Annotated in this window: 25 protein-coding genes; 15 read left to right on the forward strand and 10 right to left on the reverse strand. The window is 63.8% G+C overall.

The features are described 5' to 3' along the window. The first annotated feature begins 243 nt into the window (after positions 1-243). Entirely contained in the window at positions 244-1755 is a 1512-nt protein-coding gene (locus tag ACV1FX_RS16390) for a carboxylesterase/lipase family protein (RefSeq protein WP_473118586.1), read from the forward strand. 9 nt (positions 1756-1764) lie between these two features. Here ACV1FX_RS16390 and ACV1FX_RS16395 read toward each other — a convergent pair whose 3' ends face one another. After that, positions 1765-1944 (reverse strand): hypothetical protein, encoded by a 180-nt coding sequence (locus tag ACV1FX_RS16395; RefSeq protein ID WP_473118587.1) that lies wholly within the window; start codon positions 1942-1944, stop codon positions 1765-1767. A gap of 164 nt (positions 1945-2108) precedes the next feature. Between ACV1FX_RS16395 and ACV1FX_RS16400 the strand changes: the two genes are divergently transcribed. After that, a complete protein-coding gene (locus tag ACV1FX_RS16400) occupies positions 2109-2906 on the forward strand; it encodes a DODA-type extradiol aromatic ring-opening family dioxygenase (RefSeq protein ID WP_473118588.1) in 798 nt (265 codons plus the stop codon). A 191-nt stretch (positions 2907-3097) separates the two neighbouring features. Further along, positions 3098-3397, forward strand: a complete 300-nt coding sequence (locus tag ACV1FX_RS16405; protein ID WP_473118589.1) for a hypothetical protein — start codon at positions 3098-3100, stop codon at positions 3395-3397. A 67-nt stretch (positions 3398-3464) separates the two neighbouring features. Here the strand turns inward: ACV1FX_RS16405 and ACV1FX_RS16410 are convergent, their stop codons facing one another. From ACV1FX_RS16410 to glgC, 3 genes are read right to left on the reverse strand one after another with little or no spacing between them, the layout of a single operon-like run. Next, on the reverse strand, positions 3465-3725 hold the full coding sequence (locus tag ACV1FX_RS16410; protein WP_473118590.1) for a SemiSWEET transporter: 261 nt from the start codon (positions 3723-3725) through the stop codon (positions 3465-3467). A gap of 55 nt (positions 3726-3780) precedes the next feature. Beyond that, entirely contained in the window at positions 3781-5235 is a 1455-nt protein-coding gene (gene glgA, locus ACV1FX_RS16415; protein ID WP_473118591.1) for a glycogen synthase GlgA, read from the reverse strand. Then, positions 5226-6494 carry a glucose-1-phosphate adenylyltransferase gene (gene glgC, locus ACV1FX_RS16420; protein WP_473118592.1) on the reverse strand — a complete coding sequence of 423 codons (1269 nt, stop codon included), beginning with the start codon at positions 6492-6494 and terminating at the stop codon, positions 5226-5228. The genes glgA and glgC overlap by 10 nt, the downstream gene beginning before the upstream one ends. 246 nt (positions 6495-6740) lie before the next feature. On the opposite strand from glgC, the gene ACV1FX_RS16425 reads away from it, so the two are divergent. Together ACV1FX_RS16425 and ACV1FX_RS16430 are read left to right on the forward strand one after the other, a co-directional pair. Beyond that, positions 6741-7187 carry a hypothetical protein gene (locus ACV1FX_RS16425; RefSeq protein ID WP_473118593.1) on the forward strand — a complete coding sequence of 149 codons (447 nt, stop codon included), beginning with the start codon at positions 6741-6743 and terminating at the stop codon, positions 7185-7187. Between the two features lie 228 nt (positions 7188-7415). Next, positions 7416-7877 (forward strand): hypothetical protein, encoded by a 462-nt coding sequence (locus ACV1FX_RS16430; RefSeq protein WP_473118594.1) that lies wholly within the window; start codon positions 7416-7418, stop codon positions 7875-7877. Positions 7878-7985: 108 nt separating this feature from the next. Here ACV1FX_RS16430 and ACV1FX_RS16435 read toward each other — a convergent pair whose 3' ends face one another. Continuing rightward, entirely contained in the window at positions 7986-8147 is a 162-nt protein-coding gene (locus ACV1FX_RS16435) for a hypothetical protein (protein ID WP_473118595.1), read from the reverse strand. A 193-nt stretch (positions 8148-8340) separates the two neighbouring features. On the opposite strand from ACV1FX_RS16435, the gene ACV1FX_RS16440 reads away from it, so the two are divergent. Next, positions 8341-11403 carry an AAA family ATPase gene (locus ACV1FX_RS16440; RefSeq protein WP_473118596.1) on the forward strand — a complete coding sequence of 1021 codons (3063 nt, stop codon included), beginning with the start codon at positions 8341-8343 and terminating at the stop codon, positions 11401-11403. Positions 11404-11405: 2 nt separating this feature from the next. Here the strand turns inward: ACV1FX_RS16440 and ACV1FX_RS16445 are convergent, their stop codons facing one another. From ACV1FX_RS16445 to ACV1FX_RS16455, 3 genes are all read right to left on the reverse strand, one after another. Next, positions 11406-12497 carry a catalase family protein gene (locus ACV1FX_RS16445; RefSeq protein WP_473118597.1) on the reverse strand — a complete coding sequence of 364 codons (1092 nt, stop codon included), beginning with the start codon at positions 12495-12497 and terminating at the stop codon, positions 11406-11408. A gap of 152 nt (positions 12498-12649) precedes the next feature. Beyond that, positions 12650-13036 carry a hypothetical protein gene (locus tag ACV1FX_RS16450; protein ID WP_473118598.1) on the reverse strand — a complete coding sequence of 129 codons (387 nt, stop codon included), beginning with the start codon at positions 13034-13036 and terminating at the stop codon, positions 12650-12652. A 267-nt stretch (positions 13037-13303) separates the two neighbouring features. After that, a complete protein-coding gene (locus ACV1FX_RS16455; protein ID WP_473118599.1) occupies positions 13304-14290 on the reverse strand; it encodes an ABC transporter substrate-binding protein in 987 nt (328 codons plus the stop codon). A 472-nt stretch (positions 14291-14762) separates the two neighbouring features. Here ACV1FX_RS16455 and ACV1FX_RS16460 point away from each other — a divergent pair, with 472 nt between their 5' ends. From ACV1FX_RS16460 to ACV1FX_RS16495, 8 genes are all read left to right on the forward strand, one after another. Then, positions 14763-15881, forward strand: coding sequence for an ABC transporter substrate-binding protein (locus ACV1FX_RS16460; RefSeq protein ID WP_473118600.1), 1119 nt, complete (start codon positions 14763-14765; stop codon positions 15879-15881). Then, positions 15859-16872, forward strand: a complete 1014-nt coding sequence (locus ACV1FX_RS16465) for an ABC transporter permease (protein ID WP_473118601.1) — start codon at positions 15859-15861, stop codon at positions 16870-16872. The genes ACV1FX_RS16460 and ACV1FX_RS16465 overlap by 23 nt, the downstream gene beginning before the upstream one ends. Beyond that, positions 16866-17657: an ABC transporter ATP-binding protein gene (locus tag ACV1FX_RS16470; RefSeq protein ID WP_473118602.1), complete on the forward strand. Its 792-nt coding sequence runs from the start codon at positions 16866-16868 to the stop codon at positions 17655-17657. Before ACV1FX_RS16465 ends, ACV1FX_RS16470 begins: the two co-directional genes overlap by 7 nt. Further along, positions 17651-18835 carry an acyl-CoA dehydrogenase family protein gene (locus tag ACV1FX_RS16475; protein ID WP_473118603.1) on the forward strand — a complete coding sequence of 395 codons (1185 nt, stop codon included), beginning with the start codon at positions 17651-17653 and terminating at the stop codon, positions 18833-18835. The genes ACV1FX_RS16470 and ACV1FX_RS16475 overlap by 7 nt, the downstream gene beginning before the upstream one ends. A gap of 22 nt (positions 18836-18857) precedes the next feature. Continuing rightward, positions 18858-19958: an LLM class flavin-dependent oxidoreductase gene (locus ACV1FX_RS16480; RefSeq protein ID WP_473118604.1), complete on the forward strand. Its 1101-nt coding sequence runs from the start codon at positions 18858-18860 to the stop codon at positions 19956-19958. Beyond that, complete coding sequence (locus ACV1FX_RS16485) at positions 19955-20893, forward strand: ABC transporter substrate-binding protein (RefSeq protein ID WP_473118605.1); 939 nt, start codon at positions 19955-19957, stop codon at positions 20891-20893. The genes ACV1FX_RS16480 and ACV1FX_RS16485 overlap by 4 nt, the downstream gene beginning before the upstream one ends. Before the next feature lie 248 nt (positions 20894-21141). Beyond that, positions 21142-21987 (forward strand): CmcJ/NvfI family oxidoreductase, encoded by an 846-nt coding sequence (locus ACV1FX_RS16490; RefSeq protein WP_473118606.1) that lies wholly within the window; start codon positions 21142-21144, stop codon positions 21985-21987. Between the two features lie 103 nt (positions 21988-22090). Next, a complete protein-coding gene (locus tag ACV1FX_RS16495; protein WP_473118607.1) occupies positions 22091-22390 on the forward strand; it encodes a septal ring lytic transglycosylase RlpA family protein in 300 nt (99 codons plus the stop codon). Positions 22391-22418: 28 nt separating this feature from the next. On the opposite strand, the gene ACV1FX_RS16500 is transcribed toward ACV1FX_RS16495, so the two are convergent. Beyond that, positions 22419-22760, reverse strand: coding sequence for a cupin domain-containing protein (locus tag ACV1FX_RS16500; protein ID WP_473118608.1), 342 nt, complete (start codon positions 22758-22760; stop codon positions 22419-22421). A 151-nt stretch (positions 22761-22911) separates the two neighbouring features. On the opposite strand from ACV1FX_RS16500, the gene ACV1FX_RS16505 reads away from it, so the two are divergent. After that, on the forward strand, positions 22912-24081 hold the full coding sequence (locus tag ACV1FX_RS16505) for a Gfo/Idh/MocA family protein (protein WP_473118609.1): 1170 nt from the start codon (positions 22912-22914) through the stop codon (positions 24079-24081). 124 nt (positions 24082-24205) lie between these two features. Here the strand turns inward: ACV1FX_RS16505 and ACV1FX_RS16510 are convergent, their stop codons facing one another. Next, positions 24206-25516 (reverse strand): ABC transporter substrate-binding protein, encoded by a 1311-nt coding sequence (locus ACV1FX_RS16510; RefSeq protein WP_473118610.1) that lies wholly within the window; start codon positions 25514-25516, stop codon positions 24206-24208. Positions 25517-25883: the final 367 nt, after the last annotated feature.

Below are 25883 nucleotides of genomic sequence, written 5' to 3' on the forward strand. Positions count from 1 at the left end.
AACCAGGCGTGTCAGGTGGTTGCGTTGCTGACCCGGTCGCTCGGGCAAAGGGAGGCCGAAAAAGGGCTTCGATACGTTCACCGTCCCGTAAGGGATGCAACCGGCAGGTCGTATCAACCGAACGAAAAAGTGACCCAAAGCGCGCCCGCTGTCAATCGCAGCGGCGCTGGGTGAGGCTTGCCTCGCCGCCTCACGCGGACGTAAAAGTATTGGACGCACTTGCTTCGCATTGAGATTTCGCCGATGCGGTCCTTGCTGGCGCTCGCTACGGCTTCGACGGTTTCTTCACTGGTCCTGGGACAGGTCGGCTCGGCCGCGGCCCAGCAGGCCGTGCAGTTTCCGTTTGCCCTGACGCACGAGGGCCAGATGCTTGGCGCTGTCGAAGGCGAGGTGGCCTCTTTCAAGGGCCTGGCGTACGCGGCCGCGCCGCTCGGGCTGCTCCGATGGCGCGCGCCAGAGGCGCTTTCCGAGAGCTCGGAGATGCGGACCGCCTACGATTTTGCCCCGCCGTGCCTGCAGCCCGCGATGCCGCATGCGAGCGAGGATTGTCTCACGCTGAATGTCTTCCGGCCCTTCGGCGTCGATGGACCGCTGCCGGTGATGGTTTTCTTCCATGATGGCGGCTTCGTCATGGGCACTGCGAATGATCCCCTGTTCGATGGCGCGAAGCTTGCGCAGGCTGGCATCATCGTCGTGACGGTGAATTATCGTCTCGGCGTGTTCGGCTGGCTTGCGCATCCCGCGCTTGCCGTGAACGCGCCCGACGGCGCAAGCGCCAATTACGGCATGATGGACCAGATCGCGGCGCTGCGCTGGGTTCATGACAATGCCGCCGCGTTTGGCGGTGATCCCAACAACGTCACGTTGTTCGGTTCGGGCTCGGGCGCAACCTCGATCGCTCTTCTGATGCTTTGCCGGGACGCACGCGAGTTGTTTCACAAGGCGATCCTGCAGTCGCTGCCGGCGCGTCAAGGCGTGCCGTCGCTGCAAGAGGCCGAGGCCGTTTCGCAGCGCGTGTTCTCCCTGGTCGAGCGCGACAAAAGTACGTCTGATCCGCGTGCGTCGGATACGAGAATGCTGCTCGCGGCCGAAACCCTGCTGTTCGCCAAATCCGCGCGCAGCTTTGGCCCGGTGCTGGACGGACGGCTCGTGACCGAAGATATCGCGACCGGCTTCAGTGCCGCGCATGAAAGCCGCATCCCGCTGATCGTCGGCTCGAACGAGGACGAGACGAGTTTTGTCGGCGAGCCCGATCTGAAGGAGGAGCTCCGCCTCGCCGGTGAATCTGCCGATCGATTGAAGGCGTTCTATCCAGGTATTTCCGATAAGCCTGCGGAGCTTGCCGCCCGGCTCTACACGGACCGGGTTTTCACCGAGCCCACGCGGTTTCTCGCGCGTCTGCACACGGCGACCGGCGCGCCGACCTACCGCTATCGCTTTTCCTACATGGCCGAAGCCCAGCGTGCGAATGACGATGGCGGTCACGGACGGGAATTGCAATTCGTCTTCGGCGCGCAGGGCGTGCCGGGCGCCACGCCATTCACGCGCGCCGACCGCGAGCTTGCGGGTCAGTTGCGCAGCTACTGGACCAATTTCGCAAGGACAGGCGATCCCAACGGGTCGGGCCTGCCGCGTTGGGACGCAAGCTCGCAAGGCGAGCGCTTGCTGCTGATCTCCAATGACGGAATAGTAAGCCGCGACGATCCGCTGTCGGGGCCACTCGATCACCTCGAGCGGCGCAGCCCCAGGGGCTGAGCGGGGAGACTACGCTGCGAGCTCGACGCGGGGCGCCGCCGTCAACCGCTCTTCCTCGATGAAGTCCATCGCACCGTCTTTCTCGACGGCGTAGCACTGCCGGCCTTCCCGCGACATGTACGCGGCGCGGACGACCCCGCGGCGACCCTTCTCACTATTGACGACGTCCCCCAGCGCAAACTTTGCCATCTTGCTTCCCGCAAAAACCCAACCGGTCGAGTACTTCGACCGGCTTTCCGATTTTGGAAGGCAAATCGTTAACGACTTGCTAACCATGCGCGTTTCCCTATGCTCGCCGCTGAAAAGCGCGCACATTAGGGCCGCGCCTGTTGCGAGAGAGATGAGCCGAGGCGATGACGCGATTTCCGACCTTCTTCCTGTCGCATGGTGGTGGACCCTGGCCGTTCATGGACGACAGGCGTGTGCAATACGCCAAGACCGCACAGGAGTTCGGCCGGCTACCCCAGCGGCTGCCGTCACGGCCGAAGGCGGTGCTCGTCATCACCGGTCATTGGGAGGCTGACCAGTTCACGGTCTCGACCTCGGCACAGCCCCCGATGGTCTACGACTATTACGGTTTCCCCGAGCATACCTATCACCTCAAATATCCGGCGCCGGGCGAGCCGGCCGTGGCCGCGCGGGTGAAGGAGCTTCTGGGGCAAGCCGGCGTCGATTGCCGCGAGGACGCCAATCAGGGCTTTGATCACGGCACGTTCGTGCCGCTCGGCCTGATGTATCCGAACGCCGATATGCCGATCGTGCTGTTGTCGCTGAAGTCGACCTACGATCCAGCCGAGCACATCAAGGTGGGGCAGGCGCTGGCCGCGCTGCGCGAGGAGGGTGTGCTGATCATCGGCAGCGGTCTCACCTATCACAACATGCGCGGCTTCGGACGCGCGGAGTCAAAGCCGGTCTCGTACGAGTTCGAGGCCTATCTGAACGAGGCGATCGGCCAGGCGGACGCCGCGCGGCGCAACGCCATGCTGATCGACTGGCAGAATGCACCGAGCGCGCGCCTTGCCCATCCGCGCGAGGATCATCTGCTGCCGCTGATGGTCGCAGCCGGTGCAGCGGATGGCGATACCGGACACCGTCTGTTCGTCGACGAGGTCGCAAGCGTCGCGATGGCGTCGTACGAGTTTGGCGGCTGAATATCCGCATTGCTGAGCAGACGTCCGAGGACCTTTCGCTCGAAAAGGTCACGAACCGCACAATTCTGGCGCTCGGCATTTCAAGTAGGAGGCGCCTCCGCCTGAGTACCTCTTAATGGTGGACGCCAGATCTACCGTTTGCTCGCGACGATCGGCATCATGCAGGCAACCGAACGCCGCGAGGTAAGACAATGGCTACTGATCACCTCTTGCAGCCGCCGCCGATCCGTCACAACCGCATAGCTGGCATTGTTGGAGCCGCAATTCTTGTGCTCGGGCCAATTGCCGCTGCCATCGTTCTCGGGGGAGGAACGCGAATCTCCGACGGCTTCGAACCGTTCGAGAAATCAGCGAATGAGCGCGTCTCGCAAGCCTTCGAGGACCTTAATGGTCTCCCGCCGATCTCTGACGACCTGAAGACTGCGCTGGCGTCGCTGAGCCAGAGCCTCCAGGGCGAGCAGAAGCCCCCGGTTCGAGCCGAGGGGCAGTGATTTCGTCGCTTGCCTTGGAATGTTCGATAGCGGCAGCTTTTATCGGCAGAGACCACCAGGGCCGAACTCACCCGTATTTCAGCTTCATGACCAGGATGCCGCCGGCGAGCACCATGGTGATCGCGTTGGCGGCGACCAGGGGCGCATCGCCCGAGAGCAGTCCGTAGATCAGCCAGAGTGCAAGCCCCAGCATCATCGCGAGAAACATGCTGAGCGAGATGTCCTCGGTGGAGCGGGTCTTCCAGACCTTGATGAACTGGGGGGTGTAGGCGAGGGTCGTGCAGGTTGCCGCAGCAAACCCGAGCAGCTTGACGATGAGCGGTTCCATGGTGGCCGCCCTATAGCACGGATTCGTTGATAGAAAGGCGTCTGTTGCCCCGTCATTAGCGGCGGGCTGCTATGATCGTGCGATAAAGCGCCGCATAGTCGCCCGCCCGGTTGCGCCAGGATACATCGGTCGTCATGCCGCTCAGTTGCAGCCTGCGCCAGGTCAAATGGTCGTGGAAGGCGAGGTTCGCCTTGCGCAGCGCCGCGGCGAGGCCATCCGCCGTCACCGGGGCGAACTTGAATCCGGTCGCGTCGTGCCCGCTGCTGTCGGCCTCGCCGACGTCGACCACAGTGTCCGCAAGCCCGCCGACGCGCGAGACGACCGGTACGGCACCATAGCGAAGCGCACAAAGCTGGGTGAGGCCGCACGGCTCGAACCGCGACGGCACGACAAGCGCGTCGGAGCCCGCCTGGATGAGGTGGGCAAGGATTTCGTCATAGCCGATCACGACGGCGATGCGGCCGGGATAGGCACGTGCCGCGGCTTGATAGCGGTCCTGGAGGTCGGCGTCGCCGCTACCGAGCAGCGCGAGCTGCATGCCTTCGCGCAGCATCGTCGGAATGGTTTCGAGCAGGAGATCGAGGCCCTTCTGCCAGGACAGCCGGCTGATCACGCCGAGCAGAAGCGCATCTGCCGAAGGCGCGAGATTGAACTGCTTCTGCAGCGCCGCCTTGTTGGCGGCACGGAATTGCAGTTCGCTCGCGCCAAAGCGATAGGCGATGTGCGGGTCGGTCTCGGGATTCCAGACGCCGATATCGATGCCGTTCAAAATTCCGCTGAGCACGCCGGAGCGTTCGCGCAAGAGGCCGCCGAACCCCATGCCGCCCTCGTCGCCCTGGATTTCATGCGCATAGGTCGGTGACACCGTGGTGATGCGATCGGCGAATTGCAGGCCGGCCTTCAGGAAGCTGATCCCGCCAAAATATTCGACGCCGTGCAGGCCAAAGGACTCCGGCGGCAGGCCGAACGAAGCAAGCATCTCGTAGGCGAATTTGCCTTGATAGGCCATGTTGTGAATGGTCATCACGGTCCCGGGACGGGGACCGCCCGCATAGTGCAGAAAGGCCGGCAGCAGTCCCGCCTGCCAGTCGTGCGCATGCACGACGTCAGGCACGAACGAAGGGACGAGGCCGAGGCCGATATCGGCGGCGACCCGCGACAGCGCCGCAAAGCGCACGCCGTTGTCGGGCCAGTCGGTGCCCTCAGCGGTGACGTAGGGATTGCCCGGCCGCTCATACAGATGTGGCGCGTCGAGCACGAAGAGGTCCAGCTCCTCGTGCGTGCCCGCGAGCAGGCGCGCAGGCCCGCCGAAATAATCCGGCCAGCGCCGGATTTCCTCCGCCTTCGGCAGGGACCGCATGACCGCCGGGTAGCCCGGCAGCAGCGTCCGCATCTCGACGTCATGGGCTTTCAATGCGGCCGGCAGCGCGCCGGCCACATCGGCAAGTCCGCCGGTCTTGATGATCGGATAGATTTCCGATGCGACCGCGAGAACGCGCATCAACGCCATGCACTCAGCCTGTCGATCATCGGCTGCGTGATGAGCGAGATGCCCTGCTCGGTGGTGCGAAACCGCTTGGCGTCGGCTTCCGGATCTTCGCCGACGACGAGCCCTTCCGGAATCTCGACGCCGCGGTCGATCACGACGTTGCGCAGCTGCGCGCCGCGCCCGACGTTCACGTAAGGCATGATCACGGCGTTCTCGACATTGGCGTAGGAATTGATGCGCACGCCCGTGAACAGCAGCGAGCGCCGCAGCGAGGCGCCGGAGATGATGCATCCGCCCGATACGAGCGAGCTCACCGCCTGTCCGCGCCGGCTCTCCTCGTCGTGCACGAATTTGGCGGGAGGCGTGATCTCCGCATAGGACCAGATCGGCCATGAGCGGTCGAACAGATCGAGCTCCGGCACCACGTCGGTGAGATCGATGTTGGCGGCCCAGTAGGCGTCGACGGTGCCGACGTCGCGCCAATAGGCGCGCGTGTCATCGCCAGACCGGACGCATGAGCTCGAGAACTGGTGCGCCACCGCGCGGCCGTTCTTGACGATATAGGGAATGATGTCCTTGCCGAAATCATGGCTCGAGTTCGGATCGGCGGCGTCGCGCTTCAGCTCCTCGTACAGGAACTTGGCGTCGAAGACGTAGATGCCCATGCTGGCAAGCGACATGTCGGGCTTGCCGGGCATCGGCGGCGGGTCCTTCGGCTTCTCGAGAAACGACTTGATGATGCCGTCTTCATCGATGTGCATGATGCCAAAGCCTGAAGACTCGGTGCGCGGCATCTCGAGGCATCCGACGGTGACGTCGGCGCGGCTGTCGACATGCTGCCGCAGCATGAGCTCGTAATCCATCTTGTAGATGTGATCGCCGGCGAGCACCACGATGAAGCGGGCACCGTGCGACTCGATAATGTCGATGTTCTGGTGGACGGCATCGGCCGTTCCGACATACCACATCGTCTCCGAGACGCGCTGGCTCGCCGGCAGAATATCAAAGCTCTCGTTGCGCTCGGGCCGGAAGAAGTTCCAGCCCATCTGGAGATGCCGGATCAGGCTGTGGGCCTTGTATTGGGTGGCGACCGCGATGCGGCGGATGCCGGAATTCACGGCGTTCGACAGCGCGAAGTCGATGATGCGGGACTTGCCGCCGAAATAGACCGCGGGCTTGGCACGCCGGTCGGTCAGCTCGAGAAGACGGCTTCCTCGCCCGCCTGCAAGAACGAAGGCCAGGGCCTGGCGCGCGAGTGGCTCATTTCCAACACGATTCATTTTGTCCTCCCGAAGGCCCCGTTTTATCGCCCCGAAGCCTCCCTTGCGGGAAGCCGGTGGCGCCTGCATCGAAGCAGAATTCTAGCGGCACGGATAACAATTCGGAAAGTGGCATGTTGGTTGCCATCGGCGGTGGCCGCCCGGCGGCTTGGCTTTTTTCGATTGCCGAGTCTTCCCGATCTCCCCGAAAGGGTGGTAGGCTCAGGGTTATTTCAGATCGCATTCATATTTTTTTGGATTCATTCAATGCCTTGCGCCAACGAAATGTTTGGCCTGCTGCGGCTGCTTTCAGTCGGGCTGGCCTATCTGACCGGCATCCCCGATCATCCAGCACAGCAACGCGATCTCGCCGAGGCCTGGCAGGTCCTCTCGCCTTGCGCGGAGACGGCCTCCTTCGACGGGGCGTGGACCATGTCGCTGCAGGACAACGGGACCGCCATCGCCAGGAGCGATCGCCATGCGCAGTTGTTGCAAGGCCGCTGGGAGCTCGTCGATGTCGGGACGCACAGCTATCGCATCGACGTGCTCGCCTTCGGCAATGATTTTGTCGTGGTCCCGACGGCGGCCGGCTGCCTGCTCGGCTCGGGCACGCTCAGTAACGTCGATCTGCGCCAGAGCTGGTTTACGCATGGCAGCCGAGAGGCAGGCGATCTCATGGCCTTCGCGACCGCTCCAGGCGTGAGGACGAAGTAGCCGCTCCGGCGCGGCTTGCGGGCGTTCGTCCTGCGGCATTTCAGCGCCCGCAGCGGAGCTGGTGCGATCCATGCCGGCTTTCCGCGGCTTGTGGCCGTCGGAATCGACGACGGGAGGGGATGCCTTGTGCGGTGCACGCAAACGGATGCTTTGACTCAGCGCAAAGATGCCAGATCATGCGACGTGCAACCCTTTTTCCCAACGAAACGTCAGACAGGGAGTAAGGCGATGAGTATCTGGAAAACGGCAATAGCCTGTTCGCTCGCCGGTGCCTTCATGGCCGGGCAGGTGCAGCAGGCCACTGCGGCGCCAATGCCGACCAATGTGGCAGCGATGAAGGCCATGGTCTCCAACGACGTCACGCAGGTGTATTGGCGTGGCGGATGGGGCTGGCGCGGCGGCGGATTGGGCTGGGGCGTTGGAGCGCTCGCAGCCGGCGCCATCATCGGCGGCGCGATCGCGAGCACCGCACCGTACGGCTACTATGGCGGCGGTCCATACTACGGCAGCCCCTATGGCTACGGTTACGCACCGGCCTATTACGGCGGCTACGGGCCCGGCTATGCCTACTCGCCCTATTATGCCCATCCCCGCTACTACCGCCCGTATCGACCGTATTACGGCTATAGCTATGGCTACTACCGGCCATACCGCGCCTGGCATCGCCCCTACTATCGCGGATATTGGTGATCGCGCGAGCGTGCTTGGGCAGTTCTGACAGGTCGGCGCCCGACCAGGGCCCGGCGCTCGCGCTGGCTCGCGCGAGCGCCGGGTAACGGGTGCTCGATCCGTCGCCGATCAAGGCAGGAGCGCGATGATCCCGAAGCCCGCGTCGATGGCGATCGGCTCCGACGACGAGAAATAGACGGCGGCCAGCACGCACACGATCGCGTAGACGAATACGAACCAGCCTTCGCAATTGCGGGTTGAAAAAAAGGCTCTGCGGCGTGGAAGTGGCATGGTCAACTCCCTGCCAAATTTGGGGCATCGACTGCCCTGATCGAAAAAAACAGCGTGATGAAATGCTTCCTGGTGATGTCCGCGACATCACCAGGCGCGACGCTAGCGCCGAGAACCGGCTGGAGTCCTTAAGCCGCCCTTACTTTTGACTGAGCTTTCTCTTAAGCTTGGAGAGCACCCGGAGGTTGCGGCCGTGCGGAGAGACGAGCTCGCCTTTGGTCAGTTCCGGCTCGATCGCGCCAATGCGCTGCTGTGGCGCGGACCGGAGCGCGTCGTGCTGGCGCCGAAGCCCTTCGAGGTCCTCTGCTGCCTGATCGGCCGTCCGGGCGAGCTCGTCACGAAGGAAGAGCTGCTCGACGCGGTCTGGTCGGACCTGCATGTGAGCGAGTCGAGTCTCGCGGTCGCGATCAATATGCTGCGTGCAGCGCTTGGTGATGACAGGCAGTCGCCAAGCTACATCGAGACGGTCACGCGGCGCGGCTATCGTTTCATCGCACCCGTCACTACCGCATCATCGTCGGCCATGGAACGGCCGGAGGAGCCGTCCGAGGACGTCGTCGACCGCAGGCGGCAATGGCGTGTCGGGCGAACGACGGCGCTCGAGACACTCGACAGCGCACTACAGAAAGTCCGCTCCGGACAGCGTCAGGTCGTGTTCATTACCGGTGAAGCCGGAATAGGCAAGACGACGCTTGTCCAGATGGCTCTCGATCGCATGGCGCGCGAGGGACCATGCGTGCTGCATTGTGGCTGCAACGAATTGTTCGGCACTCACGAGGCCTTCCTGCCGCTGATCGAAGCTCTGAACGAGCAGTGCCGCGGCGCGGGGGGCGCCGCTCTGCTCACCGCCATTCGCGAGCACGCGCCGACGTGGCTTGCCCAGATGCCGGGTTTCCTTGGTGAAGGCGATCGCGCCGCCTTCCAGCACGAACTTTTTGGCGCGACGCGGGAGCGCATGCTGCGTGAGTTCGCTGATCTCCTGGAGAGCCTCGCCGCAAAGCGGCCTTGGGTCATCATCCTCGAGGATCTGCACTGGAGCGACTTTGCCACCGTGGATGTCCTGTCGCGCCTGGCACGACGGGACCGCAAGGCGGCGATCCTGGTTCTTGCCACCTATCGGCCGATGGAAGTGGCGGTCGGCGGGCATCCGGTCAAGGCAGTCCACCAGAATCTCCAGATCCACGGACATGCGACCGAGCTCGCGCTCGACCGGCTGACGGGCAGCGACGTCGAACGCTACCTCGCGCTGCGCTTCAACTCGGCCGAATTCGCCGGCGAACTGGTCGAGCGCATCTTCGCCCGGACCGAGGGGCAGCCCTTGTTCGTGACATCGCTCCTCGATCATCTGGTTGCCCAAGGCGTGCTTGTCGAAGATGGCGGCGAGTGGCGGCTGGAGCGCGAGGAGGCGGCCTCGCATGACAGCATGCCGCGCGATCTGGAAGGCATGATCGTGAGGCAGATCGATCACCTCACGGCCGAGGAACGCAGCCTGCTCGAGGTCGCTAGCGCGGCCGGGGCCGAGTTCTCGGCGTTGCACGTTGCCGGCGCGCTAGATCGGAACGTGCTTGACGTGGAGCAGATATGCGAGGAGCTGGCGCGCGCCGGCCGCATCATCCTCGTGGCCGGCTCGACCGAATGGCCGAATGGAGAAGTCTCGGGCCGCTACGCGTTTCAGCACGCGCTGTACCAGGAGATGCTGTACCAGCGGCTGGCACCCGCCCGGCGCGTCAATACCCACATGCGCCTTGGCGTCAGTCTCGAACGCGGCTATGGATCGCAAGCCGCGGAGGTCGCCTCGGTGCTCGCGCGTCACTTCGAGCTGGGGCGCGATTATCCGAAAGCAATGCGCTATCTCGCCACGGCGGCGGAAGGCTCGGCGCGGCGCTTCAGCACGCGCGAGGCTGCGAACTACCTCACGCGGGCCCTGGATCTCGTGGCGCATCTGCCGACGGACGTGCAGGTGCCGACGCGCCTGAAGCTGCTGCTGCAGCGCGCCTGGGCCTGGCGGGCCGGCGGCGACTTCCTGAACTCGCTGCAGGATCTCGGCGCGATCGTGGCCCATGCAGCGGAGAACGGCCTCGTTCGGGAGGAGGTGAACGCGCTGGTCGATCTCAGCAGGTTCTGCCTCTATATCGATCGGCGACGATGCCTGCCTTTCGCCGAGCAGGCGCTGGCGAAGAGCCGGGCGATCGATGACGCCGCATTCGCTGCTTTGGTCAGGGGCAATGTCGCCAATCTGAAGCTGATGCTGAGCGGCTGGAGCCGCGAGGATGCCGAGTTCTCGGAGCAGGCGTCCGCACTGATCTCGGAAGCGCAGGATCTCAGCATGCGGCTGCGGCGCTGCTCCATGGAAATGGTGCTCGAGTTCCTGAGATCGAACTATCCGGCCTGCATTGATGCGACGAGCAGGGGCAAGCAGCTCGCCCGCATGCTCGGCGACGTCTACCTCTTCGTGCTCTATGAGTCAGTCGAGGCGTTCGCGTCCCTTTATATGGGCAAATGGGGAACGCTGCAGCAGAGCGTTCGCGCCGCGCTTGCCATCGCTGAGCGGAACGCGAATCCGCAGGCACGCGCCTTGTGCCAGCTCACGATCGGATGGCTTCACGCCGCGGCACAGGACCATGAGGCCGCGGCGAGACACGCGGAGGAAGTCGTCGGCCCGATGCTCGAGGCAAATCCGTTCACCTTCTTCCTCGGCCGGAATCTGCTGGTGCGCGCCCATCTCGGGATGCGCAACCTTGCTTTGGCGCGGCAGCATCTCGATGCCGTCGAGCGGCGTATGAAGGTCGACGGCGTGCCGATTGAGTCGCTGGTCATGCCACAGTACCTGCTGAACTGCTGCGAGTACTGGATCGAGGCTGGCGATCTCGATCAGGCGAAGGCGGCAGCCAGCCGGTTTCACGAGGTGGTCGGCGCGGCGCCCGATCGGCCATTCCTCGCGCTGTGTTACGAGGTAATGGCGAGAATTGCGCTGCAGAGCGGCGATGCGGAGATCGCCAGGCGGCACCTGTCCGAGGCCGTCTCGGCCGTTCGCCATGCCGGGCTCCCTTACGCGGCATGGGGGGTCTACGCCTCGTTCGCGGAGTTTTACGCCGGCCGTGGAGAGGCGCAGAAGGCAGCGAACTGGAGAGGTCACTCAATCAATGCCGTGAATTCGCTCGCGTGTTCGCTCGCACCTGACGATCCGCTGCGCTCGCTGCCATTCTTCGCCCGAACCGAGATCTCCGGCGCAGCCGACTTGCGGCCGTCGGCCTGACATCAATCGGGAAACTCGCTGATATCTCGCGGTTCTTCGGGAGGCGGGATCGATCCGTTCTGCTTGTACCGGCGTTCGCGAGACGCGCGATAGGCCTGCCTGCGCAGGCGCATGATCGAGCCCAGCGGCTGATGCTCGACCAGGCAACGCCAGGGATCGAACGACAGAACGTCGTTGGCGTAGTCGCGCCGTGTGGAGGTATTGGCGGCCTGCGAGGGAAGGGTGATCTTGCCCAGCGGCTGCGGTACCTCGACATCCTCCGGCCAGTCGATCGAGGAATCTTCGACCGGCGTACGTTTCAGGTCGGTGCAGAGCTGGGCACGCAGCTCGTATTCCGCAGCATTCTTCTGAAAGAACGATGTGACCGAGTCCCGCACGATTTCGTCGCCGTCATGGCAAGGCTGACCCGTGAGCCTGCGCAGGGCATCCGAGACCGGCACTGCCCGGATCCTCGCAATATATTCGCCGAAGCGAAGCGTGCCTTCGGTGTGAAAGGTTTCGCCGAGGATGTTGTTGCCGGGGTCGCCAAGCGCCTTCGCGAGCATTGGAATCGAGGCGCCGGTTGCGCTCGAAATCGTGACAGCGATGCGCGAGAAGAAACCCACGAACCGGAATCCGATGTCGGGGGTGTTCAGGTTGCGCTCAACGTTGCTCTGCGCTGCCAAGTAGGCCTTGGCGTCGGCCATGTAGCTCGGGTGATTGACGAGAAGGAAGTCCTGGTTGGTGGAGGTGTCTTCCTTCAGCGCCTTGTCGCCGGACACGCCCAGGACCTTGATCGCCATGCCGCGGGGCGCGCGAACGCGATCGCTCTTGAGCCCGAAAGCGGTGGAGAGGCGGACGATGATCGGATAACTGGCGGGCTTTGCGAAAAGGCCCTGGCGCAAATGCGCCGGCAGATTGTCGTTGACGGTCAGTTCGCCGCGCAGGAAACCGACGCCCTTGGCATGTTGCTGACGAATACCGTGGTTGAAACGCTTGAAGGTGGCGTCGCTGGTCCGCTCGATCGAGGCAACGATGTCTCGAACGGCATCTTCCTCTTCGGGACTCGGTTGTTCGACAGCGGGGTCGTAGCGAAGATATTGATCGGCTGACATGGCGCTGATCTCCAGCCGCGGGTCGCCTGCCCTTTGCGAACGGTGGCGGCCGCTGGGCGGCTGCATTGTAGACGCGTGCCCGCCGCGCGAGCAACCGGAACACGAATTCCGGTCGCTCTGACGCCCCCTTCCGTCGCAGCTTTCAGTCGCTTCTATTGCGCCACGCGCTGCGATGCGACGCGGTTCTCCTGGCGAACCTCGCTGCGGCGCTCGGGCGTGGTGCAGACCTTGTCGCCGTAATACGCCTCGCGCCAGACATATCCGGACTGGCATGTGTCGCTGCCGGGTTGATGCCGGCTCGCAGCCCTTGCATTCTCGCTTGCGACGACGCTCCTGGATTCCGGCGTGACGCAGACAAGGTCGCTCGGAACGGCAATCCGCCAAACATAGCCGGGAGCGCATTCCATCGCCGCCATGGCCGGGCTGGTCGAGGAGATGCAAGTTGTCAGGAAGGCACAGAGAGTGGCAATCCGATAGCGATTTCGGACAGTGTTGTTGCCCGATCGCGAGGGCGAAGGTGCGCGTGCTGAAATGGTCATGGTCAAATCCTCCTGAAATAAGGCGCCACGCGGTCTCTCGTTTGATGCGGATAAGAGGCATGGACATCACCGGAGGCGATGCTACGGCGGAGGCAGCCGCAGAGTCCTTAAGCGGGCCTTATCTTGTTCTCATCTTTCTCTTAAGCGCGGTCGACCTCATAACGAGAACCAGACCATGGCCGCCATGCAGGCAAGGTGCAGCACCACGATCGCCGCGAGGTGAAGCGGCCCGGCCTTGAGAGGCGGTCCGCTCATCTCCCGGGCTCCTCAGTTCGAGCCTGCAGCGGCCGCCGTGAAGCTGCGGTCCACGGCCTGGCTGACGTCGAGCTTTTTCGGCAGGATGCCATAGCGGGTGGCGCGGTCAGAGGCCTCCTGCACCTCCTTCACCACGTTCTCGTCGATCACGATCGGGCCGGTACGCTGCGCAATGTAGGCGCTGAGCAGTACGTCTTCCGGCAGCTTGGTCAGCTCGGCGGTGTTCTTCGCATACTCGCCGAGATGATCGAGCGACCACAGCCGCGCCTTGTCGAGGCGCTGCAGGAAATCCTGCACGGCGGCGCGCTTGTTGGCGATGGCACTGTCGGAGGCGACGATGAAGGTGATGGTCGGCGTGAGGCCTTCGCCGTCGGCGATCACGCGGGCCTTGTCCTTCAGTATCGCGAACGAGATATACGGCTCCCACACCGCCCACGCATCCACCGAGCCTGCCAAGAGCGCGATCTTGGCGTCGACCGGGCCGAGCGGAGCAAAGGTCGCGTCGTCGAGCTTGATCTGTGCCTTCTCCAGTGTCGCATCGATCAGGAACTGGCCCCAGCCCCCGCGGGTGCCGGCGAGGCGCTTGCCTTTGAGGTCGGCGGCCGACCTGATCGGTGAATCCTGCCGCACGAGAATGGCCTGCGTCTTCGCGTCCGATCTGGTGCCGCCGATCGCCTTGATCGGCGCTCCGGCCGCATAGACCGACAGGAAGGAGAGATCGCCGGTCCAGCCGACGTCGAGCGCGCCGGCATTGAGCGCTTCGAGAATTGGTGCCGCCGCGGGAAATTCGGACCATTCGATCTTGTAGGGCAGGTCCTTGGCATAGCCGGAGATGTCGAGCAGCGAGCGATTGCCGCCTTTCTGATCACCGATGCGCAATACGACCGTATCGGCCGCGAACGATGCCGCGGCCGTTGACAGGGTAATGACGGCAGCGACCAGCGATGCCGCAAGCCTGCGCGTGAGGGAGTTATCGCCGGAGTCTGAGTTGATGCTCATATGATGCTTCTTGTTTTGTCCTGGCTCACGTGGCGTGAGCGACGATGCAGTAGGAGGATCAAGTCTATGAGCGGGCAGGCCGCAGTCAATAAAACGGCCAACCGAATTGCACGCGCTTGCCAGAAGGACGTTTCATTGAACAAGCGTCTGCGAGAAGGCGATGTGCGCGACGACGGATATGCTTGAAGATTGTGCAGGCCATGGCGCCGTCATGGGAGCCGTGATCGTGGCGATGGCGTGACGAACTCGAAAAATCCTTTCGTCGTCGATGCGCGCGCCGGTGGAGAGAATGACTGCGCTGCTCGCAACATTCGAAATTCCATTTCATTGACGCTGTGGCCAGCGCGCCGCATCATTTACGCATCGCACTGAAGAGGCGAGGGGATCGCCTCGAGAAATTTTTTCTCCTAACGCAGCTCCAAACGGAACATGCGCAACGCGAAGCGTTGCGTGGGTGGCGGAGCTTTGGGCAATGAGGACGGCGCAAGTGAGCAACAACGAGAACAAGCGTAGCGGGTCGGGTCTCGATCGGCGCCATCTGCTTCAAGCGGGCTTGGCGACAGCTTTCGCTGCGCCGCTCGGAGCCATTGGCGCCCAGGCCTTTGCGCCGCGTGCGATCGCGCCGACGATCGATTTCAACGAGTTCCCGCTGTGCCGGACGTCCTCCGATGCACCGGTGCTCACGGGCGCGCCGCGCAAGCTGAAATTGTCGTGGAACGCTGGTGCCGTCTGCCTCGCGCCGGTCCCCGTGGCGATCGAGCACGGCTTCTTCCAGAAACAGAATCTCGACGTCGAGCTCGTCAACTATTCCGGCTCGACCGATCAGCTTCTGGAGGCGATCGCAACGGGCAAGAGCGACGCCGGTCTCGGCATGGCACTGCGCTGGCTGAAGCCGATGGAGCAGGGCTTTGACGTCAAGATCGCGGCCGGCACTCATGGTGGCTGCATGCGTGTGCTGTCGCGCGTGAATTCCGGCGTTGACAAGCTTGCGGATCTCAGGGGCAAGGTCGTTGCTGTCGGCGATCTCGGTGGTCCCGACAAGAATTTCTTCTCGATCCAGCTCGCAAAGCTCGGCATCGATCCGCTCAAGGAGGTCGACTGGCGCGCCTATCCAGGCAACCTGCTGGATGTCGCCGTCCAGAAGGGAGAGGTGCAGGCCTTCCTGTCGTCCGATCCGCTTGCCTATCTCTGGCTCAAGGACAGTCAGTACAAGGAGGTCGCCTCCAATCTCGACGGCGAATATCGCGACAAGAGCTGCTGCATCCTCGGTCTGCGCGGCAGCCTGGTACGCGACGAGCCACAGGTCGCTCGTGCGATCACGCAGGCGCTGCTGGATGCCGCGATGTTCTCGTCGCAAAACCCGGAACGGGCCGCAAAGTCATTCCAGCCCTACGCGCCGAAGGCTGCGACGCTCGCCGACCTCGAAGGCATCGTGCGCTACCACACCCATCACCACCATCCGGTCGGCGAGGTGCTCAAGCGCGAGCTCAAGGCCTATGCCGACGACCTGAAGAGCGTGCAGGTCTTCAAGCAGAGCACCGATACCGCCAAATTCGCGGAGCGCATCTATGTCGACGTATTCGCTGTCTGACGGCCTGCCGTCTGCCGCATCGCGCGAGCTTGCGCTTGCGGGCTGGCTGAGGGAATTCGGGGCCGGTGTCGCGGCGAGCTTCGCCTGGATCGCGTTCGGCCTGTCCTGCCTGCTCTGGGACGACGTCAGCGACTGGTCGCGGACACATTCGCTTGGGATCGCCGCCTTTATCATCGCCGCATTCGCGCTGTTCGGGACAGTCGGTGCCGACTACCTCGGTTCCGCCGGGCGGGCCTTGCGCAAGCGCGCACCGTGGCTGCTGGCGCTCGGCCTGTTCCTGGCACTGTGGGAGGTCGCGACTGCAAAGTTCGCCTGGCTGCCGCAGCCGTTCTTCCCGCCACCGCAGGCGATCATCGAGGTCTATACCGATGACCTGCCGAAGCTGCTCGACAGCGTCTTTGCCTCGGTCCGGCTTCAGCTCGGCGGCTATCTCATCGGTGCGGCCGTTGGCTTCGTCACTGGCGTTTCGATCGGTTGGTCGCGCGCGGTCGGATATTGGGTGCATCCGGTGCTGCGTTTCATTGGTCCAGTGCCTGCGACCGCCTGGTTGCCAATTGCCTTCTTCACCTTTCCGTCGAGCTGGAGCGCCTCGACCTTCCTGATTGCGCTGGCGACCGGTTTTCCCGTCACCGTGCTGACCTGGTCGGGCGTCGCGAGCGTCAGCAGCGCCTATTACGACGTGGCGCGCACGCTGGGCGCTAAGCCGTCGTTCCTGGTGCTGAAGGTCGCGATCCCCGCAGCGCTGCCGCACGTCTTCGTCGGCTTGTTCATGGGGCTCGGCGCGTCCTTTGCCGTGCTCGTCATCGCCGAGATGATCGGCGTCAAGGCGGAGCTCGGCTGGTACCTGCAATGGGCGCAGGGCTGGGCCGCCTACGCCAACATGTATGCGGCGCTGATCGTGATGTCGCTGCTCTGCTCCGGAGCGATCACGCTGCTGTTCGCGATCCGCGACCGCTTTCTGGTGTGGCAGAAGGGGACCGTGAAATGGTAGCGACGGCCGAAGTCATCGCCTATCCCGCCGCCGGTGCCGCGCTCGACATCGAGCAGGTCAGCCACGCCTTCGACATCGACGGCACCGAGCTTGCGGTGCTCAGCGATGTCAGCATCGCCGTCGAGCCCGGCGAGTTCGTCGCGCTGCTGGGTCCATCCGGCTGCGGCAAGTCTACGCTGCTGCGGCTGGTCGCCGGCCTGGAGAAGCCGCGGGCCGGCACCTTGCGCGAGGACGAGACCCGTATCACCGATCCGCATCCCTCCCGCGTGGTCGTGTTCCAGGATCCGACGCTGTTTCCCTGGCGCACTGTCTGGGACAATGTCGCGCTCGGCCTCGAAGCCCAAGGCATTTTGAGGAGGCAACGTTCGCGAGTCGATGCCGCGCTCGATCTCGTCGGGCTATCGGAGTTTCGCAACGCCTATCCGCACCAGCTCTCCGGCGGCATGGCGCAGCGCGTGGCGCTGGCACGGGCCCTGGTGAACGATCCCAAAATCCTCATCCTTGACGAACCGCTCGGCAAGCTCGATTCGCTGACCCGCATCACCATGCAGGCCGAGCTCGTTTCGCTATGGCAGCGCAAGGGCTTTACCACGCTGCTGGTGACCCATGACGCCGAGGAGGCGCTGGTGCTGGCCAACCGCGTCATCGTGTTCAGCGAGCGTCCCGCGCGCGTCAAGGCCGACATCCGCATCGACCGGCCCTATCCGCGCCATCGCGGCGATCCCTATCTCGCCGACCTGCGCCGGCAGATCCTCGGCCTGTTGGGACTCGACGCCACATGGTGACATTGCAGGGCAACTCGACGGCGAGAACTCGCGCCGCACAAGGCGAACTGGACTATGTCGAGCGCGCGCAGGGCCTCGCTGCGGTCTTCGCCGAGCGTGCCGCCGCGCACGACCGCGCGGCCAGCTTTCCCTTCGATAATTTCAAGGAGTTGTCGGAAGCCGGCCTGTTGTCGCTGACGGTGCCCGCCGCGCTCGGCGGTGCCGGAGCCGGCGTACGCTACGCGACACGCATTATCGGCGTCATCGCCAAAGCCGATCCGTCCACCGCACTCGTGCTCTCGATGCACTACATCAATCACCTGGTGATGGCGCGCAGTCCGACATGGCCCGGTCGCTTGTCGCGCAAGCTTGCGCGCGAGACGGTCGAGGGCCTGGCGCTGGTCAATGCGCTGCGCGTCGAGCCCGAGCTCGGCTCGCCCGCGCGCGGCGGCCTGCCCGCAACGATCGCCCGACGGACCGAGACCGGCTGGCGGCTCTCCGGCCACAAGATCTATTCGACCGGCGTGCCGATCCTGAAATGGTATCTGGTCTGGGCGCGGACGGATGAGGCGGAGCCGCGTGTCGGGCAATTCCTGGTGCCGGCGGGTCTGCCGGGTACCCGCATCGTCGAGACCTGGGACCATCACGGCCTGCGCGCGAGTGGCAGCCACGATGTCATCTTCGACGACGTCGTATTCCCGCTCGACTACGAGATCGATGTCCGCAGACCTGCGGAGTGGCGCGGGCTCGATGCCACGCAGGCGACTATCCATACCGTCTTCATTGCCGCGATCTATGACGGCGTCGCGCGCGCGGCGCGCGACTGGCTGATCGACTTCCTGAAGAAGCGTGTGCCCTCGAGCCTCGGTGCGCCGCTTGCGACGCTGCCCCGCGCCCAGGACGTGCTCGGCGCCATTGAGGCGCGGCTTGCCGTCAATGCCCGGCTGATCAATTCGTTCGCCGGCGACTTCGACGATGGTGTTGAGCTGTCGGCTGCTGAATCGAATGCGATCAAGCTCACCGTGACCAACAACGCGGTCGCCGTGGTCGAGGACGCGCTGTCGCTCACCGGCAATCACGGGCTCAGCCGCAGCAATCCGCTGGAGCGGCATTATCGCGACGTGCTGTGTGGCCGCGTGCACACCCCGCAGGACGATTCGACGCGCATTGGCCTTGGCCGCGCTGCACTGGGACTTTGAGAACATCACAAGGAGAGGATCAATGTCGATCGAGTTCATCGGCTTCATCAGCAACAACAACTCGTCGGAGACGATCGTTCGCGAGGGACCGGTCCTGAACCCCACGCATATCGAGGCGGTGGCGAAGGCGCATGAGAACGCCGGGTTCGATCGCGCACTGCTCGCGTTCAATTCGACGAGCCCGGACGCCCTTCAGGTGGCTCAGCACGTGCTGAACGTCACCGACCGTCTCAACGTGCTGATCGCGCAGCGTCCCGGCTTCACTGCGCCGACGCTCCTGGCGCGCCAGTTCGCGGTGCTCGATCAGTTCTCGCGCGGCCGCGTCGCGCTGCACGTCATCACCGGCGGCAATGCCACCGAGCTGCGGCAGGACGGCAACACGCTCGACGACAAGGACGAGCGCTATGCGCGCACCAGCGAATTCCTCGACATCGTGAGGCTGGAATGGACCAGCGACAAGCCGTTCACCTACAAGGGCAAATACTATCAGGTCGAGAACGGATTTGCGCAGGTAAAGCCGTACAATCCGGACGGTATTCGCATCTATTTCGGCGGCGCTTCGGATGCTGCGATCGACGTCGCCGGCAAGCATGCCGACACCTTTGCGCTGTGGGGCGAATCCTATGCGCAGGTGCGCGACGTCACCTCGCGGGTCCACAACGCAGCGGTACGGCACGGCCGGTCGACGCCGCGCTTCAGTCTCTCGGTCCGGCCGATCGTCGCGCCGACCGAAAAGCAGGCCTGGGAGAAGGCGGAGGCGATCCTGGCGCGTGCCAGCGCGCTTCAGGACAAGACCGGCTACCGCAAGCCGGCCGACGGTCACGCCACCGCCGGCGCACGGCGCCTGCTCGCGCTCGCCGACCAGGGCAGCCGCATCGACAAGCGCCTGTGGACGGAGATCGCAAAACTGACCGGCGCCAACAGCAACACCACTGCGCTGGTCGGCACGCCCGAGCAGGTCGCGGAGGCCTTTGGCGACTATTACGACCTCGGCATCTCGCACTTCCTGATCCGCGGCTTCGATCCGCTGATCGACGCCATCGAATACGGCCGCGAGCTGATTCCGCTGACGCGTCAGCTCGTCGCCAAGCGCCAGGTCGCCCGCGGTGAGGCGGCGGAATGATCCGGCTGATGCTCGCCGGCGCGCTGCTGTTGGGTTCGATCGACCTTGCAGCAGCGCAAACGACCTTGCGGGTCGGTGATCAGAAGGGCAATGCGCGGGCCGTGATGGAAGCGGCAGGCCAGCTCAACGACGTGCCCTACAAGATCGAGTGGAAGGAATTTCCTGCGGCGGCGCCGCTGCTCGAAGCGCTGAGCGCCGGTGCGATCGAGACCGGGCTTGTTGGCGATGCCCCCTTCACCTTCGCGGCAGCTTCGGGCGCGCCGGTGAAGGCGATCGCGGCTATCCGGCAGACCGGCGAAACTCTCGCGATTCTCGTGCCAGAAAACTCGCCGATCAAGAGCCTTGACGACCTGCGCGGCAAGAAGATCGCAACCGGCCGCGGCTCGATCGGCCATCAGCTCATTCTGGCGGCGCTGGAGAAGAAGGGCTGGAGCGCGACCGACGTGCAGATCGCGTTCCTCGCACCGTCCGATGCCAAGATCGCCTATAGCCAAGGTTCGGTCGACGCCTGGTCGACCTGGGAGCCATACATCAGCCAGGAGGAGGTGCTGTTCAAGTCGCGCCGCATCATCACCTCGGAAGGTCTGACGCCGGGCCTCAGCTTCCAGGTGGCACGGCCCGACGCGATCCGCGACAAGCGTGCCGAGTTGATCGATTTCATCCGGCGCCTCGCCGCCGCGCGCGCATGGTCGATCAACAATGTGAGCAGCTACGCCGAGACCTGGGGCAAGCTGATGAACATTCCGACTGCGGTGCCGCTCAACTGGCTCTCTCGTGCAAAAATGCGCATCACGTCGATCGACGACAGCGTGGTCATGGACGAGCAGGGCACGATCGATCTCTATCTTCGTTGGGGCCTGATCAAGCAGAAGCTCGATGCGGCGGAGATCGTCGATCGCAGCTTCTCAGACGCAATCGCAAGGGCGGGATTGTAGGTTGTTTCTCGTGTCCCGGACGTGGTGCAGGGCGCAGCGCTGCGCGTTGCATCCGGGGCACGAGACCTCACAAACACTCAAGCATTCGTGAGGTGAGAACGAGGTTTCCCTCTCGGCTGCCATTGTCGAAATATTCCGTCTGCGTTCTGCATTCCCGGTAACAGCCGCATTGCTATTTGCATCGTGCCCCTTGCCCCACGCTAGCTCCCATCAAAAATCAACCAGACGACCACATCGGGAGACTGGCCATGGGCCTGCAAGAAACAAAAATCGAATCGCTTCCCTTCGTCGCGGCCGAGCTCAACTATCTCGCACCGCTCTCCGGCAAACCGCGCACCTACGCCTTCGATCCGCCGGCGGGCGAGCCAAAAACCACCTCGCTGCCCGAGCCGCACCAGGTCCCGATTTTCGACGGGCGTCTGATCGCGGATAGCTTCTCGCTCGACCGCGAGGGCTTCGCATTGGTGCGCCATCCGACGCGCGTGAAGGATTTTTACAACGACGAAGAGGTGAGGGCGATCTACTATCCCGCCGCCGAAGCTTTTCTCCGCGCGATGCTGAAGGCCGACCGCGTCGTCATCTTCGATCATACCGTGCGCAAGCGCGTCGAAGGCGCCGCCGACATCCGCGGCGGTAGTCCGCGCCAGCCGGCAACGCGCGTCCATGTCGACCAGACCGTCACCTCAGGTGCCAACCGGGTGCGCGAGCATTTGCCGGACGAGGCCGAGGAGCTTCTCAAGGGGCGCGTGCAGGTGATCAATCTCTGGCGTCCGATCCGCGGTCCGTTGCGCGATTCTCCGCTCGCGATGGCCGACGGCACGACGGTAGCGTCCGACGATCTCGTCGCCTCCGACCTGATCTACCCCAACCGCCGCGGCGAAACCTATTCGGTGAAATACAACCCGAACCATCGCTGGTTCTATTTCCCGGAGATGACGCCGGACGAAGCGCTGCTCCTGAAGTGCTATGATTCCGCGACCGACGGCCGCACCCGCTTCGGCCCGCATACGGCTTTTGTCGATCCGACCACGCCGGTCGATGCACCCCCGCGCGAAAGCATCGAGTTGCGAACGCTGGTTTTTCACAAATCGTAACAATGTGTGATGGCGCTGCCGGTATCGGACCGGCAGTGCCTCTGGAACTTCAGGGAACCGATCGACGTTTGCAGCGCCGGGCAGGCCAACCCGGAGCGGTGCCGTGCGAGCGCTGACCACTTTATTGTTCTGTCTTGCGACTTTTTCTCTAGCGCGTGCCGAAAGTGGACTTGCCTCATATTACGGATACGGAAAAGCCGCCAGGAATGGCGAGCTGACTTGCGCCCATAGAACGCGGCCCTTTGGCAGCGTGCTTACCGTGTCCTATGGCGGGCGTTCGATCCAATGCCGCGTCAACGATCGCGGTCCGTTCATCCGTGGCCGCATCGTTGATCTATCCGTCCCTGCCGCCCGCGCGCTCGGCATGATGAGCGCGGGCGTGGTGCGAGTCTCCGTGCAATAGGCGGCCAAGTCGGCTCCCGGCCCCGCAACTATTTGGGCGTGTCGTAAAGTGGCGCGCCTTTGTCGACGATGTGCGTGGATAGGTAGACGATCGGCTTGTCGCCGACGACCTTGAAGGCGCCATGAGGAACGTCACGACGGTTGATGCCGGTCGTGCCGGTCGGGAAGGGCACCTGCTTGCCGTCTGGAAGCTCAATCGTTCCGCCCGACATGACGTAGAACGACTCCTCACCATGATGGACGTGGAGGACCGAGGAGTCGCCGGGCTTGATCTCATTGATGCTGGTGATGACCTCCATGCTCGTGCCCGAGAGGTCGGCTCGCTTCAGCTCCTTCCGGAAAGGAGAGTCCTGCGCATACGCTGCGCTCATCAGGACACCTGCCAAGAAAACGCCGAGACACCACTTCATGGAAACCTCCCTTTTCCCAACGGCAACAGCCGAACTAGACTAGCGGCCGGTGGCGCGGTCAGGCAAGGGCCTGCGGTGACGGGAAAACAATGCGCAAACGGAGGCGCTCGCAATGGCGAAGATCAGGGTGGGGCTCGTGGGCTGCGGCTTCGTGTCGGAGCTGCACATGTACGCGTTTCGGCGCGTCTATGGCGTGGATGTCGAGGTTGCGGCGGTGGCCGCGCGCGGAGACCACGTCGTAGAGTTCGCCCGGCGCCATCAGATCGCACGCAGCTACCGCAGCTTCTCCGAGCTGATCGCGGATTCCGATATCGACGTCGTCGACATCTGCACGCCGCCCAATCTGCATGCGACGATGATCGTCGCTAGCATGCAGGCGGGCAAGCACGTGATCTGCGAAAAGCCCTTTGCCGGCTATTTCGGCCGCGAGGGCGACAAGCAGCCGATCGGGAAGCACGTGCCGAAGGCGTTGATGTACGAGCGCGTGCTGGAGGAGATGGAGGCCACGCGCGATGCGATACAGCGGACCGGCAAGCTCTTCATGTATGCCGAGGACTGGGTCTACGCGCCGGCGGTGACCAAGACCGCGGAGATCATCAGGGCGACCAAGGACAAGATCCTGTTCATGAAAGGCGAGGAGAGCCATTCCGGCTCGCATGCCGCGCACGCTGCGCAATGGGCGATGACCGGCGGCGGCTCGCTGATCCGCATGGGCTGCCACCCACTCTCTGCCGTCCTGTACCTGAAACAGGTCGAGGCGAAAGCGCGCGGCGAGACGATTCGTGTCGCGAGCGTCACCTGCGATGTCGGCAACGTCACCGCTGGTCTCAAACCGGAGGAGCGCACCTACATCAAGGCCAATCCGGTCGATGTTGAGGATTGGGGCACGCTCACCATCACCTTCTCCGACGGCACCAAGGCGACGGTGTTTTCCGGCGACATGATCATGGGCGGCGTGCGCAATCTGATCGAGACCTACACCAGCGGTGGCTCGCTATTCGCCAACATCACGCCGAACACGCATCTGACGAGCTATCAGACCAGCGAGGAGAAGCTCGCCTCCGTCTACATCACCGAAAAGGTCGATCGCAAGACCGGCTGGCAATATGTCTGCCTGGAGGAGGAGTGGACACGCGGCTATTTGCAGGAGATCCAGGATTTCATGGAGTGCGCGGCGACGGGGCGACAGCCGCTGTCGGATCTCGCGCTGGCTTATGAGACGATCAAGGTGAACTACGCCGGCTATTGGGCCGCGGAGGAGGGGCGGCGGGTGGTGTTGTGAGGGCGGGGTGAGCGCGCTCTGCTTTGACCAAAAGCATGCTGCCTTCCCTTCTGCCCTTGCGGGAGAAGGTGGCGCAAAGCGCCCTCTCCCGCAAAGGGGGGAGGGTGTTCCGTCATCGCGGCAACTATGCCCCGTAGGTTGATCCCTTCGGCAGCGGAAACACCGGGTCTTGCGTGCGGATGTTGGTCGGCCACACCACCGAGATGTGCTCGCCGGCATTCTGCATCACGACCGGTGTCGAGCGCTCGTTCTGGCCGGAGAGCGGCGTGCCCGGCGGGAAGAATTTCACGCCGTAGCCCTGGATGGTGCCGCCCGCGGGGATGTCGACGTCGAGCGCGGCCTTGCGGATCGCATCCGGCTCGAAGCTGCCGTATTTCTCCTTCGCCACCGGCAGCACGTTGTTGAGCAGCACCCAGGTCTGGTTAAAGCCCATCGAGCAGTGCGGCGGCACGTCGGTCGCACCCGTCTTCGCCTGATAGCGCGAAACCATGGCCTTGATGAGATCGCCCATGCCGGGGGCGAGCTTGGACGGATCGAGCAATTGCGCCGGCACCGGGTCGATGTTGCAGAAATTGTCGATGTCGGTGCCAAACGTCGCGCGCAGCTTGTCGAGCTGGCTGTAGCCGGCGCCGGCACCGAACAGCATCTTGAAGCGCAGACCGCTCTCGCGGGCCTGGCGCAGGAACAGCGTGATGTCGGGATTGTATCCGGCATGCGAGATCACGTCGGCCTTGGCGCGCTTGATCTTCGTCACCAGCACTGAGAGGTCGGGCGCAGACGCCGAGTAGCCCTCGCGCAGCACGACTGAAATCCCGGCCTCCTTCGCATAGGCCTCGTCGGCGGCGGCCACGCCCACCCCATAGGGGCCGTCCTCGTGGATCAGCGCGACCTTGACGTCCTTCGGATCCATGCCGAGCTTGCCTTTCGCATGTTCGGCGAGGAAAGCCGCGAAGGCCTGGCCATACTGGTCGGAGTGAATCTGGGCACGGAAAACATATTGCAGGTTCTTGTCCTTGAACACGGCGGTCGAGACAGCGGTCGTGATCCAGAGGATCTTCTTCTGCTGCTCGACCTTTGCCGCGAGCGGCACCGCGTGAGCACTTGCATAGACGCCGTTGATGATATCGACCTTCTCCTGGTCGATCAGACGTGTTGCCTCGTTGATCGCGACGTCGGGCTTGCTCTGGGAATCCGCGGCAACAGGGACGATCTTGGTCTTGCCGCCGATGCCACCCTTCTCGTTGACGAGGTCGATCGCGATCTGCGCGCCGATCGAGGAGGCAACCGAGCCGCCAGCCGCAAACGGGCCGGTCAGATCGTAGATCACGCCGATGCGCAAAGTTTCAGCTTGTGCCTGGGCCCGTGTCCAATCGAGGCTGAGTGCGGCGGCGGCAGCCGCCGAGGTCTTCAGCAGCGTCCTGCGTGAAGTCGGCATCCTATCCTCCCTCTGATCCGGCGTTCGAGACCGGTTTATGCTTGTTTTTGCCGAGTATTTGGAGCGGGTGGTGGAAAGTCAACATGCGCCGCACTAGGCAGTTCGGACATACCGCAATGGGCGGCGCTGGCGATCGCGCTCGGGATTTCGGATCAGGTGTCGCGTCGCCCACTGGGGGCTCGGCGCCCACCGCGGACATTTTCCCCTGAGTATCATTCTTTTTGCGCCATCATCGGCGCGTCCTCAGGCGCGCTGCACGAGGTCGCAGTGCCTCCCGTTTTTGTGATGGATTTTTGCTGGCTTGTTTGGCGCGAGCCGAGGGCGACGATGGGCCTTCGGCTTGTGCGCATCGCAGATTGCGTGCCAT

The sequence above is a fragment of the Bradyrhizobium ingae genome, assembly GCF_055791185.1.